The sequence below is a fragment of the Pseudomonas sp. IT-P176 genome, assembly GCF_949767245.1.
GTDB lineage: Bacteria > Pseudomonadota > Gammaproteobacteria > Pseudomonadales > Pseudomonadaceae > Aquipseudomonas.
Genome location: NZ_CATKPN010000054.1, coordinates 1 through 15,249, shown reverse-complemented (window position 1 = coordinate 15,249; position 15,249 = coordinate 1). Strand labels below are relative to the sequence as shown.

Annotated in this window: 14 protein-coding genes; 11 read left to right on the top strand and 3 right to left on the bottom strand. The window is 60.5% G+C overall.

Features of this window, described 5'->3' with window-relative positions:
- The first annotated feature begins 160 nt into the window (after positions 1 to 160).
- The 6 genes from lepA (at position 161) to pdxJ (ending at position 6,233) form a co-directional block, all read left to right on the top strand.
- Positions 161 to 1,960, top strand: a complete 1,800-nt coding sequence (gene lepA, locus ACM6IP_RS15955) for a translation elongation factor 4 (RefSeq protein ID WP_095171189.1) — start codon at positions 161 to 163, stop codon at positions 1,958 to 1,960.
- A gap of 5 nt (positions 1,961 to 1,965) precedes the next feature.
- A complete protein-coding gene (gene lepB / locus ACM6IP_RS15950) occupies positions 1,966 to 2,820 on the top strand; it encodes a signal peptidase I (protein ID WP_095171187.1) in 855 nt (284 codons plus the stop codon).
- Between the two features lie 179 nt (positions 2,821 to 2,999).
- A complete protein-coding gene (rnc, locus tag ACM6IP_RS15945) occupies positions 3,000 to 3,689 on the top strand; it encodes a ribonuclease III (protein WP_095171185.1) in 690 nt (229 codons plus the stop codon).
- The gene (era, locus tag ACM6IP_RS15940; RefSeq protein ID WP_007944847.1) at positions 3,682 to 4,584 is read left to right on the top strand and encodes a GTPase Era; all 903 of its coding nucleotides are present in this window, start codon (positions 3,682 to 3,684) and stop codon (positions 4,582 to 4,584) included. Before rnc ends, era begins: the two co-directional genes overlap by 8 nt.
- 165 nt (positions 4,585 to 4,749) lie before the next feature.
- Complete coding sequence (gene recO, locus ACM6IP_RS15935) at positions 4,750 to 5,436, top strand: DNA repair protein RecO (RefSeq protein WP_159993933.1); 687 nt, start codon at positions 4,750 to 4,752, stop codon at positions 5,434 to 5,436.
- A gap of 50 nt (positions 5,437 to 5,486) precedes the next feature.
- A complete protein-coding gene (gene pdxJ, locus ACM6IP_RS15930; protein ID WP_095171182.1) occupies positions 5,487 to 6,233 on the top strand; it encodes a pyridoxine 5'-phosphate synthase in 747 nt (248 codons plus the stop codon).
- A gap of 64 nt (positions 6,234 to 6,297) precedes the next feature.
- Here the strand turns inward: pdxJ and mltF are convergent, their stop codons facing one another.
- Positions 6,298 to 7,758 (bottom strand): membrane-bound lytic murein transglycosylase MltF, encoded by a 1,461-nt coding sequence (mltF, locus tag ACM6IP_RS15925; protein ID WP_414861843.1) that lies wholly within the window; start codon positions 7,756 to 7,758, stop codon positions 6,298 to 6,300.
- Positions 7,759 to 8,044: 286 nt separating this feature from the next.
- Here mltF and purL point away from each other — a divergent pair, with 286 nt between their 5' ends.
- Both purL and ACM6IP_RS15915 read left to right on the top strand, forming a co-directional pair.
- Positions 8,045 to 11,941: a phosphoribosylformylglycinamidine synthase gene (gene purL / locus ACM6IP_RS15920; protein WP_159993935.1), complete on the top strand. Its 3,897-nt coding sequence runs from the start codon at positions 8,045 to 8,047 to the stop codon at positions 11,939 to 11,941.
- Between the two features lie 5 nt (positions 11,942 to 11,946).
- Positions 11,947 to 12,258, top strand: coding sequence for a YqfO family protein (locus tag ACM6IP_RS15915; protein ID WP_095171176.1), 312 nt, complete (start codon positions 11,947 to 11,949; stop codon positions 12,256 to 12,258).
- Positions 12,259 to 12,378: 120 nt separating this feature from the next.
- Here the strand turns inward: ACM6IP_RS15915 and ACM6IP_RS15910 are convergent, their stop codons facing one another.
- Together ACM6IP_RS15910 and ACM6IP_RS15905 are read right to left on the bottom strand one after the other, a co-directional pair.
- The gene (locus ACM6IP_RS15910; RefSeq protein ID WP_095171174.1) at positions 12,379 to 12,882 is read right to left on the bottom strand and encodes a L,D-transpeptidase family protein; all 504 of its coding nucleotides are present in this window, start codon (positions 12,880 to 12,882) and stop codon (positions 12,379 to 12,381) included.
- A 40-nt stretch (positions 12,883 to 12,922) separates the two neighbouring features.
- Positions 12,923 to 13,474 carry an NUDIX hydrolase gene (locus ACM6IP_RS15905; protein ID WP_159993951.1) on the bottom strand — a complete coding sequence of 184 codons (552 nt, stop codon included), beginning with the start codon at positions 13,472 to 13,474 and terminating at the stop codon, positions 12,923 to 12,925.
- Positions 13,475 to 13,622: 148 nt separating this feature from the next.
- Between ACM6IP_RS15905 and ACM6IP_RS15900 the strand changes: the two genes are divergently transcribed.
- Genes ACM6IP_RS15900 through ACM6IP_RS15890 form a run of 3 tightly spaced genes read left to right on the top strand, consistent with a single transcriptional unit; the run spans position 13,623 to position 15,008 of the window.
- Positions 13,623 to 14,222: a CoA pyrophosphatase gene (locus ACM6IP_RS15900; RefSeq protein ID WP_095171171.1), complete on the top strand. Its 600-nt coding sequence runs from the start codon at positions 13,623 to 13,625 to the stop codon at positions 14,220 to 14,222.
- 49 nt (positions 14,223 to 14,271) lie between these two features.
- Entirely contained in the window at positions 14,272 to 14,796 is a 525-nt protein-coding gene (locus ACM6IP_RS15895; protein WP_414861842.1) for a gamma carbonic anhydrase family protein, read from the top strand.
- Positions 14,793 to 15,008 (top strand): DUF1289 domain-containing protein, encoded by a 216-nt coding sequence (locus ACM6IP_RS15890; protein WP_320333718.1) that lies wholly within the window; start codon positions 14,793 to 14,795, stop codon positions 15,006 to 15,008. Before ACM6IP_RS15895 ends, ACM6IP_RS15890 begins: the two co-directional genes overlap by 4 nt.
- The last annotated feature ends 241 nt before the right edge of the window (positions 15,009 to 15,249 follow it).

Below are 15,249 nucleotides of genomic sequence, written 5' to 3'. Positions count from 1 at the left end.
TGAACCGAAGTTTGTCTGCAAAAACGCCCCGTTCGCCAGAGCGGGGCGTTTTTGCAAGTGATGCCTTCACCTGCAAACGTGACGCTTGCCTGGTGTTTCAGGTACAATTCCCGGCTATTTTTCGGCGGGCTATGCCTGCAGCCTTTTTGAGTGTTGATCCGTGAGTGATTTGAGTCATATCCGCAATTTCTCCATCATCGCCCACATTGACCATGGCAAGTCGACGCTGGCCGATCGCTTCATCCAGATGTGCGGCGGCCTGGCCGAGCGTGAAATGGAAGCCCAGGTTCTGGACTCCATGGACCTTGAGCGCGAACGCGGGATCACCATCAAGGCCCACAGCGTTACCTTGTATTACACCGCCAAAGACGGCATCAAGTACCAGCTGAACTTCATCGACACCCCCGGCCACGTTGACTTCACCTATGAAGTCAGCCGCTCGTTGGCGGCCTGTGAAGGTGCGTTGCTGGTGGTCGATGCTGGCCAGGGCGTGGAAGCGCAGTCGGTTGCCAACTGCTACACGGCAATCGAGCAGGGCCTGGAAGTCATGCCGGTGCTGAACAAGATCGACCTGCCACAGGCCGATCCGGACCGCGTGAAAGAAGAAATCGAAAAAATCATCGGCATCGACGCCACCGATGCCGTCGAGTGCAGTGCCAAGACTGGCCTGGGCGTCGATGAGGTGCTCGAGCGCCTGGTCAAGACCATTCCCGCGCCTACCGGCAACATCGAAGATCCGCTGCAAGCGTTGATCATCGACTCCTGGTTCGACAACTATCTGGGCGTTGTTTCCCTGGTTCGCGTACGCCACGGCCGCGTGAAGAAGGGCGACAAGATCCTGGTCAAATCCACCGGCAAGATCCACCTGGTGGACAGCGTCGGTGTGTTCAACCCGAAACACACTGCCACCGTCGACCTGAAAGCCGGTGAAGTAGGCTTCATCATCGCCGGTATCAAGGATATTCACGGTGCGCCAGTGGGCGATACCCTGACCTTGAGTTCGACCCCTGACGTCGACGTGCTGCCAGGCTTCAAGCGCATCCAGCCGCAGGTGTACGCCGGTCTGTTCCCGGTCAGCTCCGACGACTTCGAAGACTTCCGTGAAGCCCTGCAAAAGCTCACCCTCAACGACTCGTCCCTGCAGTACACCCCGGAAAGCTCCGACGCCCTGGGCTTCGGCTTCCGTTGCGGGTTCCTTGGCATGCTGCACATGGAAATCATCCAGGAGCGCCTGGAGCGCGAGTACGACCTGGACCTGATCACCACGGCACCAACGGTAATTTTCGAGCTGTTGCTGAAAACCGGTGAAACGATTTACGTCGATAACCCGTCCAAGCTCCCAGACCTGTCTTCGATCGAAGACATGCGTGAGCCGATCGTGCGGGCCAATATTCTTGTGCCGCAGGAGCACCTGGGCAACGTCATTACCCTGTGTATCGAAAAACGTGGCGTGCAGCACGACATGTTGTTCCTGGGTACCCAGGTCCAGGTGACCTACGATTTGCCGATGAACGAAGTGGTCCTGGACTTCTTCGATCGCCTGAAGTCCACCAGTCGCGGCTATGCTTCGCTGGATTACCACTTCGATCGCTACCAGTCGGCTAATCTGGTCAAGCTGGACGTGCTGATCAACGGCGACAAGGTCGATGCCCTGGCGCTGATCGTGCACAAGGACAACGCGCACTACAAAGGTCGCCAGTTGACCGAGAAGATGAAGGAACTGATTCCGCGCCAGATGTTCGACGTTGCGATCCAGGCCGCCATTGGCGGGCAGATCATCGCGCGGACCTCCGTCAAGGCACTCAGAAAGAACGTATTGGCCAAATGCTACGGTGGTGACGTTAGCCGTAAGCGCAAGCTGTTGGAAAAGCAGAAGGCCGGTAAAAAACGCATGAAGCAGGTCGGTAACGTGGAAATTCCACAAGAAGCCTTCCTTGCTGTGCTCAGGTTGGATAGTTAGGTCCTATGTCACTAAATTTCCCGCTGTTGCTGGTCATCGCTGTCTTCGTCTGCGGTTTGCTGGCGTTGCTCGATCTGGTGTTTCTGGCGCCGCGTCGGCGTGCTGCCATTGCCTCGTATCAGGGCACTGTCAGCCAACCCGACATGGTCGTCGTGGAGAAACTGAACAAAGAACCGTTGCTGGTGGAATACGGCAAATCGTTCTTTCCGGTGCTGTTCATCGTACTGGTGCTGCGTTCGTTTCTGGTGGAGCCGTTCCAGATTCCGTCTGGTTCGATGAAACCGACCCTGGACGTCGGCGACTTCATTCTGGTGAACAAGTTTTCCTACGGGATCCGCTTGCCAGTACTCGACAAGAAAGTCATCGAGGTGGGTGATCCGCAGCGCGGCGATGTGATGGTGTTCCGCTACCCAAGCGACCCGAACGTCAACTACATCAAGCGTGTGGTTGGCCTGCCGGGCGACCAGATCCGCTACACCGCCGACAAGCGCCTGTTCGTCAACGGTGAGTCGATTGCCGAGCAACTGGTGGGCACTGAGCCGGGCACTTTGGGCAGCGCCGAGCTGTACAAGGAAAAACTCGGTGTTGCCGAGCACATGATCCGCAAGGAAATGAGCCGCTACCGGGCCACTCCGGACCGTCAATGGACGGTGCCCGCGGGGCACTATTTCATGATGGGCGACAACCGCGACAACTCCAACGACAGTCGCTACTGGGATGACCCAAGCATTCCCAAGAACCTGCTGGGCATGGTTCCCGACCAGAACATCGTCGGCAAGGCCTTTGCGGTCTGGATGAGCTGGCCTGAACCGAAACTCAGCCACCTGCCGAATTTCTCGCGGGTTGGCCTGATCAAGTAATCCCACACGGCGCTGTTGAACACAGCGCCGAATGCTTTTCTGGAACCTGCAGAAGGTTGCCGCACTGCATTGAAGCCAACGATATTCAGGAAGTAATTTTTGAACACAGCGTTATTTGTCCCAGGCCTTCGCAGCGATGCTGCGGGGGAAGTCGACCACGAACTCAGCGTGGGTAAACCGTGAGCGTCTCCTTAAGCCGTCTCGAGCGTCAGCTCGGCTACACCTTCAAGGATCAGGAACTGATGGTCCTGGCCCTGACTCACCGCAGCTTTGCCGGGCGCAACAACGAACGCCTGGAATTCCTCGGTGATGCCATCCTCAACTTCGTGGCCGGTGAAGCGCTGTTCGACCGCTTTCCGCTGGCCCGCGAAGGCCAGCTGTCGCGTTTGCGCGCACGCCTGGTCAAGGGCGAGACATTGGCAGTACTGGCCCGTGGCTTTGATCTGGGTGACTACCTGCGCCTGGGCTCCGGTGAGTTGAAGAGCGGCGGTTTCCGGCGCGAGTCGATCCTGGCCGATGCCCTGGAAGCGCTGATCGGCGCGATCTACCTGGATGCCGGCATGGACATGGCGCGCGAACGCGTGCTGGCCTGGCTGGCTTCCGAGTTCGAGAGCCTGACGCTGGTCGATACCAATAAAGATCCAAAGACCCGCCTGCAGGAATTCCTGCAGTCGCGTGCCTGTGAGCTGCCGCGTTACGAAGTGGTGGATATCCAGGGTGAGCCCCATTGCCGAACGTTCTTCGTCGAATGTGAAATCACCTTATTGAATGAAAAAAGCCGAGGTCAGGGTGTGAGTCGTCGTATTGCCGAACAGGTAGCGGCCGCCGCAGCACTGATAGCCCTGGGCGTGGAGAATGGCCATGACTGATTCAACTGCAACTCGCTGTGGCTATGTCGCCATCGTCGGCCGCCCGAACGTGGGCAAATCCACGTTGCTGAACCACATCCTGGGTCAGAAGCTGGCAATTACCTCGCGTAAACCGCAGACCACCCGCCACAACATGCTCGGGATCAAGACCGAGGGCGCGGTGCAAGCGATCTACGTCGACACTCCCGGCATGCACAAGGGCGGCGAGAAGGCCCTGAACCGCTACATGAACAAGACCGCCTCGGCGGCGTTGAAAGACGTCGACGTGGTGATCTTCGTGGTCGATCGCACCAAGTGGACCGACGAAGATCAGATGGTCCTCGAGCGTGTGCAGTACGTGACTGGCCCTTTGATCGTGGCGCTGAACAAGACCGACCGCATCGAAGACAAAGCCGAGCTGATGCCGCACCTGACCTGGCTGCAAGAGCAGCTGCCGAACGCGCAGATCATGCCGATCTCGGCCCAGCATGGGCATAACCTCGAAGCGCTGGAGCGGGTGATCGCCGGTTACCTGCCGGAAAACGATCACTTCTTCCCGGAAGATCAGATCACCGACCGCAGCAGCCGCTTCCTCGCCGCTGAGCTGGTGCGCGAGAAGATCATGCGCCAGATGGGTGCGGAGCTGCCGTACCAGATCACCGTGGAAATCGAAGAGTTCAAGCAGCAGGGCAAGACCCTGCACATCCACGCCCTGATCCTCGTCGAGCGTGACGGTCAGAAGAAGATCATCATTGGCGACAAGGGCGAGCGGATCAAACGTATCGGCACCGAGGCGCGCAAGGATATGGAGCTGCTGTTCGACTCCAAGATCATGCTCAACCTGTGGGTGAAGGTCAAAGGTGGCTGGTCCGACGACGAGCGCGCCCTGCGTTCGCTGGGTTACGGCGACCTGTAAACCCGGTTAGCGCTGTACCGTAGAACCCTGTGGGAGCGGGCTTGCCCGCGATGAGGATGGAACATTCAGCAGCGATGTTGACTGTAAGTCCGCCATCGCGGGCAAGCCCGCTCCCACATTTGGTTTGTGTTGATTTCAAAACAGCACTCCTTCAGTGAGACGCCCATGTCCTCTCCGCCACCCAGCCAACCCGCCTACGTCCTGCATTCGCGCGCCTACCGCGAGAACAGTGCATTGGTCGACTTCCTCACGCCGCAAGGGCGGCTGCGGGCGGTGTTGCGCAGCGCGCGGGGCAAGGCCGGGACTCTGGCGCGGCCATTCGTGCCGCTGGAAGTGGAGTTTCGTGGGCGCGGCGAGCTGAAAAACGTCGGGCGCATGGAAAGTGCCGGCGTCTCGACCTGGCTCAGCGGCGAGGCGCTGTTCAGTGGCCTGTACCTCAATGAGTTGCTGATCCGCCTGTTGCCTGCCGAAGATCCCCATCCCGCGGTATTCGAGCACTATGCCGCGACCTTGCTGGCCCTCGCTGAAGGTCGCGCGCTGGAACCGTTGTTGCGCTCCTTCGAATGGCGCTTGCTCGATGACCTGGGCTATGGCTTTGCACTGACCCAGGATGTCCACGCCGAGCCGATTGCCGCCGACGGTCTGTACCGCCTGCAGGTGGATGCCGGGTTGGAGCGGGTGTACCTGTTGCAGCCGGGGCTGTTCAATGGCTGTGAACTGTTGGCCATGGCCGAAGCGGACTGGAGCGCTCCCGGTGCGCTGTCGGCTGCCAAGCGCCTGATGCGCCAGGCGCTGGCCGTTCACCTGGGCGGTCGTCCCCTGGTCAGTCGCGAGCTGTTTCGCAAGCCCTGATCACCCCGTATGCTGTGCACCGAACTTTCTCTTCTTCTGGAGCGCTTTCCGTGACCACCAGCACCCGCATTCTTCTTGGCGTGAACATCGACCACGTAGCCACTCTGCGTCAGGCCCGGGGCACCCGATACCCTGACCCCGTCAAGGCTGCGCTCGACGCTGAAGAGGCGGGCGCCGATGGCATCACCGTGCATTTGCGCGAAGATCGCCGGCACATCCAGGAGCGCGACGTACTGATTCTCAAGGACGTGCTGCAGACCCGGATGAATTTCGAGATGGGCGTGACCGAGGAAATGATGGCGTTCGCCGAACGCATTCGCCCGGCGCACATCTGCCTGGTTCCGGAAACCCGTCAGGAGCTGACCACCGAAGGCGGTCTGGATGTTGCGGGGCAGGAGGCCCGGATCAAGGCCGCAGTAGAGCGCTTGGCCAAAATCGGCTGTGAAGTGTCGTTATTTATCGATGCCGATGAGCGGCAGATCGAGGCTTCCAAGCGCGTGGGTGCCCCGGCCATCGAATTGCACACCGGCCGTTATGCCGATGCCCAGACTCCTACCGAAGTCGCCGAAGAGCTGCAGCGCGTGGCCGACGGCGTGGCCTGCGGCCTGGCTCAGGGGCTGATCGTCAATGCCGGTCATGGCCTGCATTACCACAACGTCGAAGCCGTTGCGGCGATCAAGGGCATCAACGAACTGAACATTGGCCACGCACTGGTCGCGCATGCCTTGTTTGTCGGATTCAAGTCGGCGGTGTCGGAGATGAAGGCACTGATCCTGGCGGCTGCGGCGAAGGCCTAAGCAACCATACAAAACCAGCGTGGGAGCCAGCAGGCTGGCTCCCACATGTGGTTCAAGGCGTTTGTCAGAGCGGGGCTGGCTCTTGGGCCGGTTTTGATTTGTCGATGCCGGGTACATGCAAGTTACCCTCGGCCACCTGGTCGCCTTCCAGTTGTGGCTGCGTGACCCAGGTCAGGATGTCGTAGTAACGACGGATGTTCGCCACGAAGTGCACAGGCTCGCCACCACGGGCGTAGCCGTAGCGGGTCTTGCTGTACCACTGTTTCTGCGACAGGCGGGGCAGGATCTTCTTCACATCCAGCCACTTGTCCGGATTCAGTCCTTCCTTGGCCGCCAGCTTGCGGGCGTCATCCAGGTGACCGCTGCCGACGTTGTAGGCGGCGAGGGCGAACCAGGTGCGATCCGGCTCCTGGATCGAACTGTCCAGTTGGTCCTTCATGTACGCCAGGTACTTGGCGCCGCCCATGATGCTCTGGCGGGCGTCCAGGCGGTTGGACACACCCATGGCCTGGGCGGTGTTCTGGGTCAGCATCATCAACCCGCGCACACCGGTCTTGGAGGTGACTGTCGGCTGCCACAGTGACTCTTGATAGCCAATCGCCGCCAGCAGGCGCCAATCGACTTTTTCTTTCTTCGCGTAGGTCTTGAAGTGCTGTTCGTATTTGGGCAGGCGCTGCTGCAGGTGCTGGGCAAAGGTGTAGGCACCGACATAACCGAGCACGTCGACGTGCCCGTAGTAGCGGTCCTTGAGGCGCTGCAAGGTGCCGTTTTTCTCGACCTTGTCGAGGAAGTCATTGATCTCGTTGAGCAGGCTGTTGTCTTCACCGGCGGCCACCGCCCAGCTCTGGTTGCTGGCGTCACCGAGGTCGAAGGCCACCCGGACGTTGGGGAAGTACACCTGGTTCATGGCGACTTCATTGGAGTCGACCAGGGTCAGGTCAATTTGCCCTTCGTCGACCATGCGCAGCAGGTCGACCACCTCTACCGCGTCAGACTCTTCGTATTCGATACGCGGATTTTTCTGTTTCAGGACGGCCAATTGCTCGGCATGGGTGCTGCCCTTGAGCACCATGATCTTCTTGCCCACCAGGTCCGCCGCGTTGGTTGGGCGCGACTGGCCATTGCGGTAGATGATTTGCGGGGTGACTTCCAGGTAGGAGTGGGAGAACCGGACCTGCGCCTTGCGTTTCTCGCTGCTGACCAGACCGGCAGCAGCCAGCACGGGGCCGTTGGGCTTGCCCACCTGTTCAAAGAGGTCGTCGAGGTTGTCCGCGGTTTCGATCTTCAGTTCCACCCCCAGATCGTCGGCAAAGCGCTTCACCAGCTCGTATTCGAAGCCGGTTTCACCGTTGCGATCCTGGAAGTAGGTGGCTGGGCTGTTACGCGTGACCACGCGCAGCACGCCATCCTCCTTTACGCGCTCCAGGGTGTTGGGTTTATCAACACAGCCGCTGAGCACCAGGAAGAGTCCGGTGGCGAGAAGCCATTTGGCCACTCGCGGACGCAATACCATTGGGGAAAACATCTGCGCAGTATACGCAAAGGACCACGGCCGCCATATCTCGACAGTGAAGGGCTTGTCTGCTAGATGTTTGAAAATTGGCGCCAAGCCCTTAGGAATAGGCGTTTGGTGGCGTTTATCCGGCGCAAAATAACCGCCGGCACTTACCTTGATGAGCATTGGTTATAGGCCTGCCAGCCCTGGCCGACGTTCGGGTGATACCGGGTGTAGCGTTTCGGGTGCTGTCGCGGGCGGTTTAGGCTAGAATGCACGGCCTCAAAGCACACCCCCTTCCGAGGCTGTCCCGAAGATGTTGATCCTGCGCGGCGCTCCTGCCCTTTCTGCCTTTCGCCACAGCAAACTCCTTGAGCAACTGAGCCAGAAGGTTCCAGCTGTTACTGGCCTGTATGCTGAATTCGCTCACTTCGCCGAAGTCACCGGCGTCCTGACCGGCGACGAACAGCAGGTGCTTGCGCGCCTTCTGAAGTACGGTCCTAGCGTTCCGGTACAAGAGCCGACCGGTCGTCTGTTCCTGGTGTTGCCGCGGTTTGGCACCATTTCGCCCTGGTCGAGCAAGGCCAGCGACATTGCCCGTAACTGCGGCCTGGCGAAAATCCAGCGCCTGGAGCGCGGTATCGCGTTCTATGTCGCCGGTGAGTTCACCGACGCCCAGGCCCAGCTGATTGCCGACGGCCTGCACGACCGCATGACCCAGATCGTCCTGGAGAACCTTGAACAGGCTGGCGGTCTGTTCAGTCACTCCGAGCCTAAGCCGCTGACGGCAATCGACGTCCTGGGTGGCGGTCGCGCCGCGTTGGAAACCGCCAACGTCGAGCTGGGCCTGGCCCTGGCCGAAGACGAGATCGACTACCTGGTCAACGCCTTCATCGGCCTCAAGCGCAACCCGCACGACATCGAACTGATGATGTTCGCCCAGGCGAACTCCGAGCACTGTCGCCACAAGATCTTCAACGCCAGTTGGGATATTGACGGTGAAAGCCAGGAAAAAAGCCTGTTCGGCATGATCAAGAACACCTACGTGATGCACAGCGAAGGTGTCCTGTCGGCCTACAAGGACAACGCCTCGGTGATCGTCGGCTCCGTTGCCGGACGTTTTTTTCCGGACCCTGAAACCCGCCAGTACGGTGCGGTGCAGGAGCCAGTGCACATCCTGATGAAAGTCGAGACGCACAACCACCCGACGGCGATTGCCCCGTTCCCGGGCGCGTCCACCGGCTCCGGTGGCGAGATCCGCGACGAAGGCGCAACCGGTCGCGGCGCCAAGCCGAAGGCTGGCCTGACGGGCTTCACCGTATCCAACCTGCAGATCCCGGGCTTCGAACAGCCGTGGGAAGTGCCGTACGGCAAGCCTGAGCGCATCGTCACCGCCCTCGACATCATGATCGAAGGCCCATTGGGCGGCGCAGCGTTCAACAACGAATTCGGTCGTCCGGCACTGACCGGTTACTTCCGTACCTTCGAGCAATCCATCACCACGCCGCACGGTGATGAAGTGCGCGGGTACCACAAGCCGATCATGTTGGCCGGCGGCATGGGCAACATTCGTGAAGAGCACGTGCAAAAAGGCGAGATCCTCGTCGGCTCCAAGCTGATCGTGCTGGGTGGCCCGGCGATGCTGATCGGCCTGGGCGGCGGCGCCGCTTCCTCGATGGCCACCGGCACCAGTTCGGCAGACCTGGACTTCGCTTCGGTACAACGCGAAAACCCGGAAATGGAACGCCGTTGCCAGGAAGTCATCGACCGTTGCTGGCAGTTGGGTGAACACAACCCGATCAGCTTCATCCACGACGTGGGTGCGGGCGGCCTGTCCAACGCCTTCCCGGAGCTGGTCAACGACGGTGACCGCGGTGGCCGTTTCGAATTGCGCAATATTCCAAACGACGAGCCGGGCATGGCCCCGCACGAAATCTGGAGCAACGAATCCCAGGAGCGTTACGTCCTGGCAGTCGGCCCGGCCGACTTCGAGCGCTTCAAGGCTATCTGCGAACGTGAGCGCTGCCCGTTTGCCGTGGTCGGTGAAGCCACTGCCGAACCACAGCTGACCGTGACTGACAGCCACTTCGGCAACAGCCCGGTGGACATGCCATTGGAAGTGCTGCTGGGCAAGGCTCCGCGCATGCACCGTTCGGTGGTTCGGGAAAACGAACTGGGTGACGATTTCGATCCGTCGACCCTGAACATCGCCGACTGTGTCGAGCGCGTCCTGCATCACCCGGCCGTGGCCAGCAAGAGCTTCCTGATCACCATTGGCGACCGCACCATCACCGGGCTCGTGGCCCGTGACCAAATGGTTGGCCCATGGCAGGTACCCGTGGCTGACGTGGCCGTGACCGCCACCAGCTTCGACGTCTACACCGGTGAAGCCATGGCGATGGGCGAGCGCACTCCGCTGGCCCTGCTGGACGCTCCGGCGTCGGGCCGCATGGCCATCGGCGAAACCCTGACCAACATCGCCGCTTCGCGCATCGCCAAGCTCTCCGACATCAAGTTGTCGGCGAACTGGATGTCGGCTGCCGGTCACCCGGGCGAAGACGCGCGTCTGTACGACACCGTAAAAGCGGTCGGTATGGAGCTGTGCCCTGAGTTGGGCATCACCATTCCAGTGGGCAAGGACTCGATGTCCATGGCCACTCGCTGGAACGACGAGGGCGTCGACAAGACCGTGACCTCGCCGATGTCGCTGATCGTCACCGGCTTTGCCCCAGTGACCGACATCCGCCAGACCCTGACCCCGCAACTGCGCATGGACAAGGGCACCACCGACCTGATCCTGATCGACCTGGGCCGTGGCCAGAACCGCATGGGCGCCTCGATCCTGGCCCAGGTGCACGGCAAGCTCGGCAGCCAGGCTCCGGACGTCGACGACGCCGAAGACCTGAAAGCCTTCTTCGCGGTGATCCAGGGCCTCAACGCCGACGGTCACTTGCTGGCTTACCACGACCGTTCCGACGGTGGCCTGTTGACCAGCACCGTGGAAATGGCGTTTGCCGGCCACTGCGGCCTGAGCCTCAACCTCGACGGTTTGGCGGAAACCTCGGCCGACATCGCCGCGATCCTGTTCAACGAAGAGCTGGGCGCGGTAATCCAGGTACGCCAGGACGCTACCCCGGACATCCTCGCGCAGTTCAGCGCTGCCGGCCTGGGCGACTGCGTGTCGGTGATCGGCCAGCCAATGAACAACGGCGAGATCAACATCACCTTCAACGGTGACACCGTGTTCGAAGGCCAGCGTCGACTGCTGCAACGCCAGTGGGCCGAGACCAGCTACCAGATCCAGCGCCTGCGTGACAACGCCGACTGCGCCGAACAAGAGTTCGACGTGCTGCTGGAGGAAGACAACCCGGGCCTGAGCGTCAAGCTCAGCTTCGACGTCAACCAGGACATCGCCGCGCCTTACATCAAGAAAGGCATTCGCCCACAAGTTGCCGTACTGCGTGAGCAGGGCGTCAACGGCCAGGTGGAAATGGCGGCAGCGTTCGACCGTGCCGGTTTCAGCGCGATCGACGTGCACATGAGCGACATTCTGGCCGGCCGCGTCGACCTGAACGAGTTCAAGGGCCTGGTGGCTTGCGGTGGTTTCTCCTACGGCGACGTTCTGGGTGCCGGTGAAGGCTGGGCCAAGTCGGCCCTGTTCAACAGCCGCGCCCGCGATGCGTTCCAGGGCTTCTTCGAGCGTAACGACAGCTTCACCCTCGGGGTGTGCAACGGTTGCCAGATGATGTCCAACCTGCACGAGCTGATCCCGGGCAGCGAATTCTGGCCGCACTTCGTGCGTAACCGTTCCGAGCAGTTCGAAGCCCGTGTGGCCATGGTCCAGGTCCAGGAGTCGAACTCGATCTTCCTGCAAGGCATGGCCGGTTCGCGCATGCCGATCGCCATTGCCCACGGCGAAGGTCATGCCGAGTTCTCCAGCGAAGAGGCGTTGCTGGAAGCGGATCTGTCGGGTTGCGTGGCGATGCGTTTCGTCGACAACCACGGCAAGGTTACCGAGAGCTACCCGGCCAACCCGAACGGTTCGCCGCGTGGGATCACCGGTTTGACCAGCCGTGACGGTCGCGTGACCATCATGATGCCGCACCCGGAGCGGGTATTCCGCGCTGTGCAGAACTCGTGGCGCTCGGAAGAGTGGAACGAAGATGCACCGTGGATGCGCATGTTCCGTAATGCTCGCGTGTGGGTGAACTAACAGCTGTGTACAAGCTCAGCTTTTTTGTTCCGGCCAGTCACGTCGAGGTGGTCAAGAGTGCGGTGTTCGCTGCCGGTGGCGGGCGGATCGGCGCTTATGACCAGTGTTCGTGGCAGGTGCTTGGCCTGGGTCAGTTTCGCCCGTTGGACGGCAGCCAGCCGTTCCTCGGGCAGACTGGTCAGGTGGAGCAGGTCGAGGAATGGAAGGTTGAGCTGGTAGTGGCTGATGAGTTGATTCGTTCGGTGGTGATGGCCCTGAAGCAGAGCCATCCCTATGAGACGCCGGCTTATGAGGTGTGGCGGTTGGAGGCGTTCTAAACTTCCCGCCGCTCAAACAAAAAACCCGCTGAAAGCGATTTCAGCGGGTTTTTTGTTGCCCAGCAGGAGATGCCGTAGGCGGCGATCTTTTGATCTTGGCTTTGTGGGCATATAGGCCCTTCAGGGCCGGATTTCGATCATCGTGCCATCGGGCACCAGGCCCCAGACTTCGCGCATATCGACGTTACGCATGGCGACGCAGCCGTCGGTCCAGTCCAGGGTGTGGAACAGGTCTTCGGGGTTTTCTTCGGTGTCCGGGGTGCCGTGAATCATGATCATGCCGCCTGGGGCCACGCCCTCGCGGCGTGAGCGCGCAGCGTCGCTGATATTCGGGTAGGAGATGTGCATGGCCAGGTTGAAGCGCTCGCTGACTTTGCGCCAGTCCAGCCAGTACAGGCCTTCGGGGGTGCGTCGGTCGCCTTCCATGAGCTTTTGGCCCTTGGGGTTGCGGCCCAATGAGATGCGGTAGGTCTTGATGGGCTTACCGTCATTGATCAGTTGCAACTGACGGGCGGATTTGAGCACCAGGACTTTTTCGACGATTTTGCCGTCCAGGGTTTCCACGCTGGAAGCCTGGGAAACGACAGCGAACGACAGGCAGAGGAACGCGAGCAACCAGCGCATTAAAACGATATCCCTGAGAGTACGGCGTACTTTTTGTTGTTTAAGTGATCGCAGGCTGAGCAAGCGGAGGAATGGACTCGCTGCGCACCGGGTAATCCCCCCGCAAGCGGTCAGCGAAGTAGCATTCTAGGGTACGGCCCACCGTGCGGAAAGCCAGCTCTGACCAAGGGATGTCCGCTTCCTCGAAAAGCTGCACTTCCAGGCTTTCCTGGCCTGCGGAAAAGTCCAGGTCGACCAGTTCGGCGCGGAAGAATACGTGGACCTGGCTGATGTGCGGTACATCGATCAGCGTGTAGATGTTCAGGTTGCGCACCCTTGCGCAGGCTTCCTCGGCAGTTTCACGCACGGCCGCCTGTTCGACGGTCTCACCGTTCTCCATGAAACCGGCGGGCAGGGTCCAGTAACCCCGGCGTGGTTCGATGGCGCGACGGCACAGCAGTACCTGGGTGCCCCAGGTTGGCAGGCAGCCGGCGACGATGTTGGGGTTCTGGTAGTGAATGGTCTGACAGCTGTCGCAGACAAAACGCAGGCGCGAATCGCCTTCGGGGATACGTTGCGTTACTGGGTTACCGCACTGGCTGCAGAATTTCATGCTGGGTCTTCCGAATAGGCCGCGCCTATCTTGGCGTGCCACAGTGTCTGTCGGCAAGTTGTCGTTTAGCGACATGCTGCAGCCCGGGGGTTGGGCGGCCTGTAGGTTTGGTGCATGATGCAAGGTAGCCAACAGATCGAGAGCACTCATGCTGGACGAGCTACTGCACCGGGTAAGCAATCACACGCCACGTACGCTGGAAACCGACCGACGTTTCCCTGAAGCCGCGGTGCTCGTGCCCATAACCCGCAGTGACGAACCGGAACTGGTTCTGACCCTGCGCGCCAGCGGGCTCTCGACCCATGGCGGTGAAGTGGCCTTCCCTGGCGGGCGGCGCGATCCCGAAGACCCGGACCTGGTGTTCACCGCCCTGCGCGAAGCCGAAGAGGAAATCGGCCTGCCGCCGGGGCTGGTGGAAGTGATCGGGCCCCTGAGTCCGCTGATCTCGCTGCACGGAATCAAGGTCACGCCCTATGTGGCGGTGATTCCGGACTTCGTCGAGTACCGCGCCAACGATGCGGAAATTGCCGCAGTGTTCAGTGTGCCGCTGGAGTTCTTTCGCACGGACCCGCGTGAACACACGCACCGCATCGATTATCAGGGGCGCAGTTGGTATGTGCCGAGTTACCGTTATGGCGAATACAAGATCTGGGGCCTGACCGCGATCATGATTGTCGAGTTGATCAATCTGCTCTATGACGCGAAGATCAGCCTGCATCAACCTCCCAAGAGCTTTATCAATACCTGACGCCATCCGGCATTTACCCGCGGCTGCCTGAGCCATGAGGATAACAACGATGAAATACCGCCTGGGCGACGCCCGTGTCGAGACCCACCCGCAGAGCTGGGTTGCACCGAACGCCGTGCTGATTGGCAAGGTCAAGTTGGAAGAGGGCGCCAGTGTCTGGTTCAACGCGGTCTTGCGCGGGGATAATGAGCTGATCCTGATCGGCAAGAACAGCAATGTGCAGGACGGTACCGTAATGCACACCGACATGGGCTACCCGCTGACCCTCGGTACCGGGGTTACCATCGGCCACAACGCCATGCTCCACGGCTGCACGGTGGGCGACAACAGCCTGATCGGGATTAACGCGGTGATCCTCAATGGGGCGAAGATCGGCAAGAACTGCATCATCGGCGCCAACTCGCTGATTGGCGAAAACAAGCAGATCCCTGATGGTTCTCTGGTCATGGGTTCGCCCGGCAAAGTGGTGCGCGAGCTGACCGAGCCGCAGATCAATATGCTCCAAGCCTCTGCCGCACACTATGTGCATCGCTCCCAGCGGTACGCCGTGGACTTGGTCGAGCAGGAACCATGACTCTCCCTGAAAGACCCGTGATGTCGCCCTGCGTGAATATTTGCGCGCTGGACGAGCAGGACATCTGCACCGGTTGCCAGCGTACTGTCGGCGAAATTACCCGCTGGAGCCGGATGGACAACGACGAGCGCCGCCAGGTGCTGGGGTTGTGCCATGAACGCGCCAAGGCCAGCGGGCTGGTGTGGATGCTAGGCAAAACCCCGGCGCCTTGAGCGACCCTTTTCGGTAGGAGCAAGGCTTGTCCGCGATGGACTACGCGTTTAGACCCATCGCGGCATAGGTATCTACACAACGTTGTAGCGGCCTGTGGCGAGGGAGCTTGCTCGCGTGGCGGCCTCTGGGGTGTTGGATTAGACCGGGTACATATCCATTTCTGCGGTAACGGCCACCTATGGCTCCGCTCTTACAGCGGCTCACTTTTGAGGAGCGCAAAAGTAAGCAAAACGCTACATG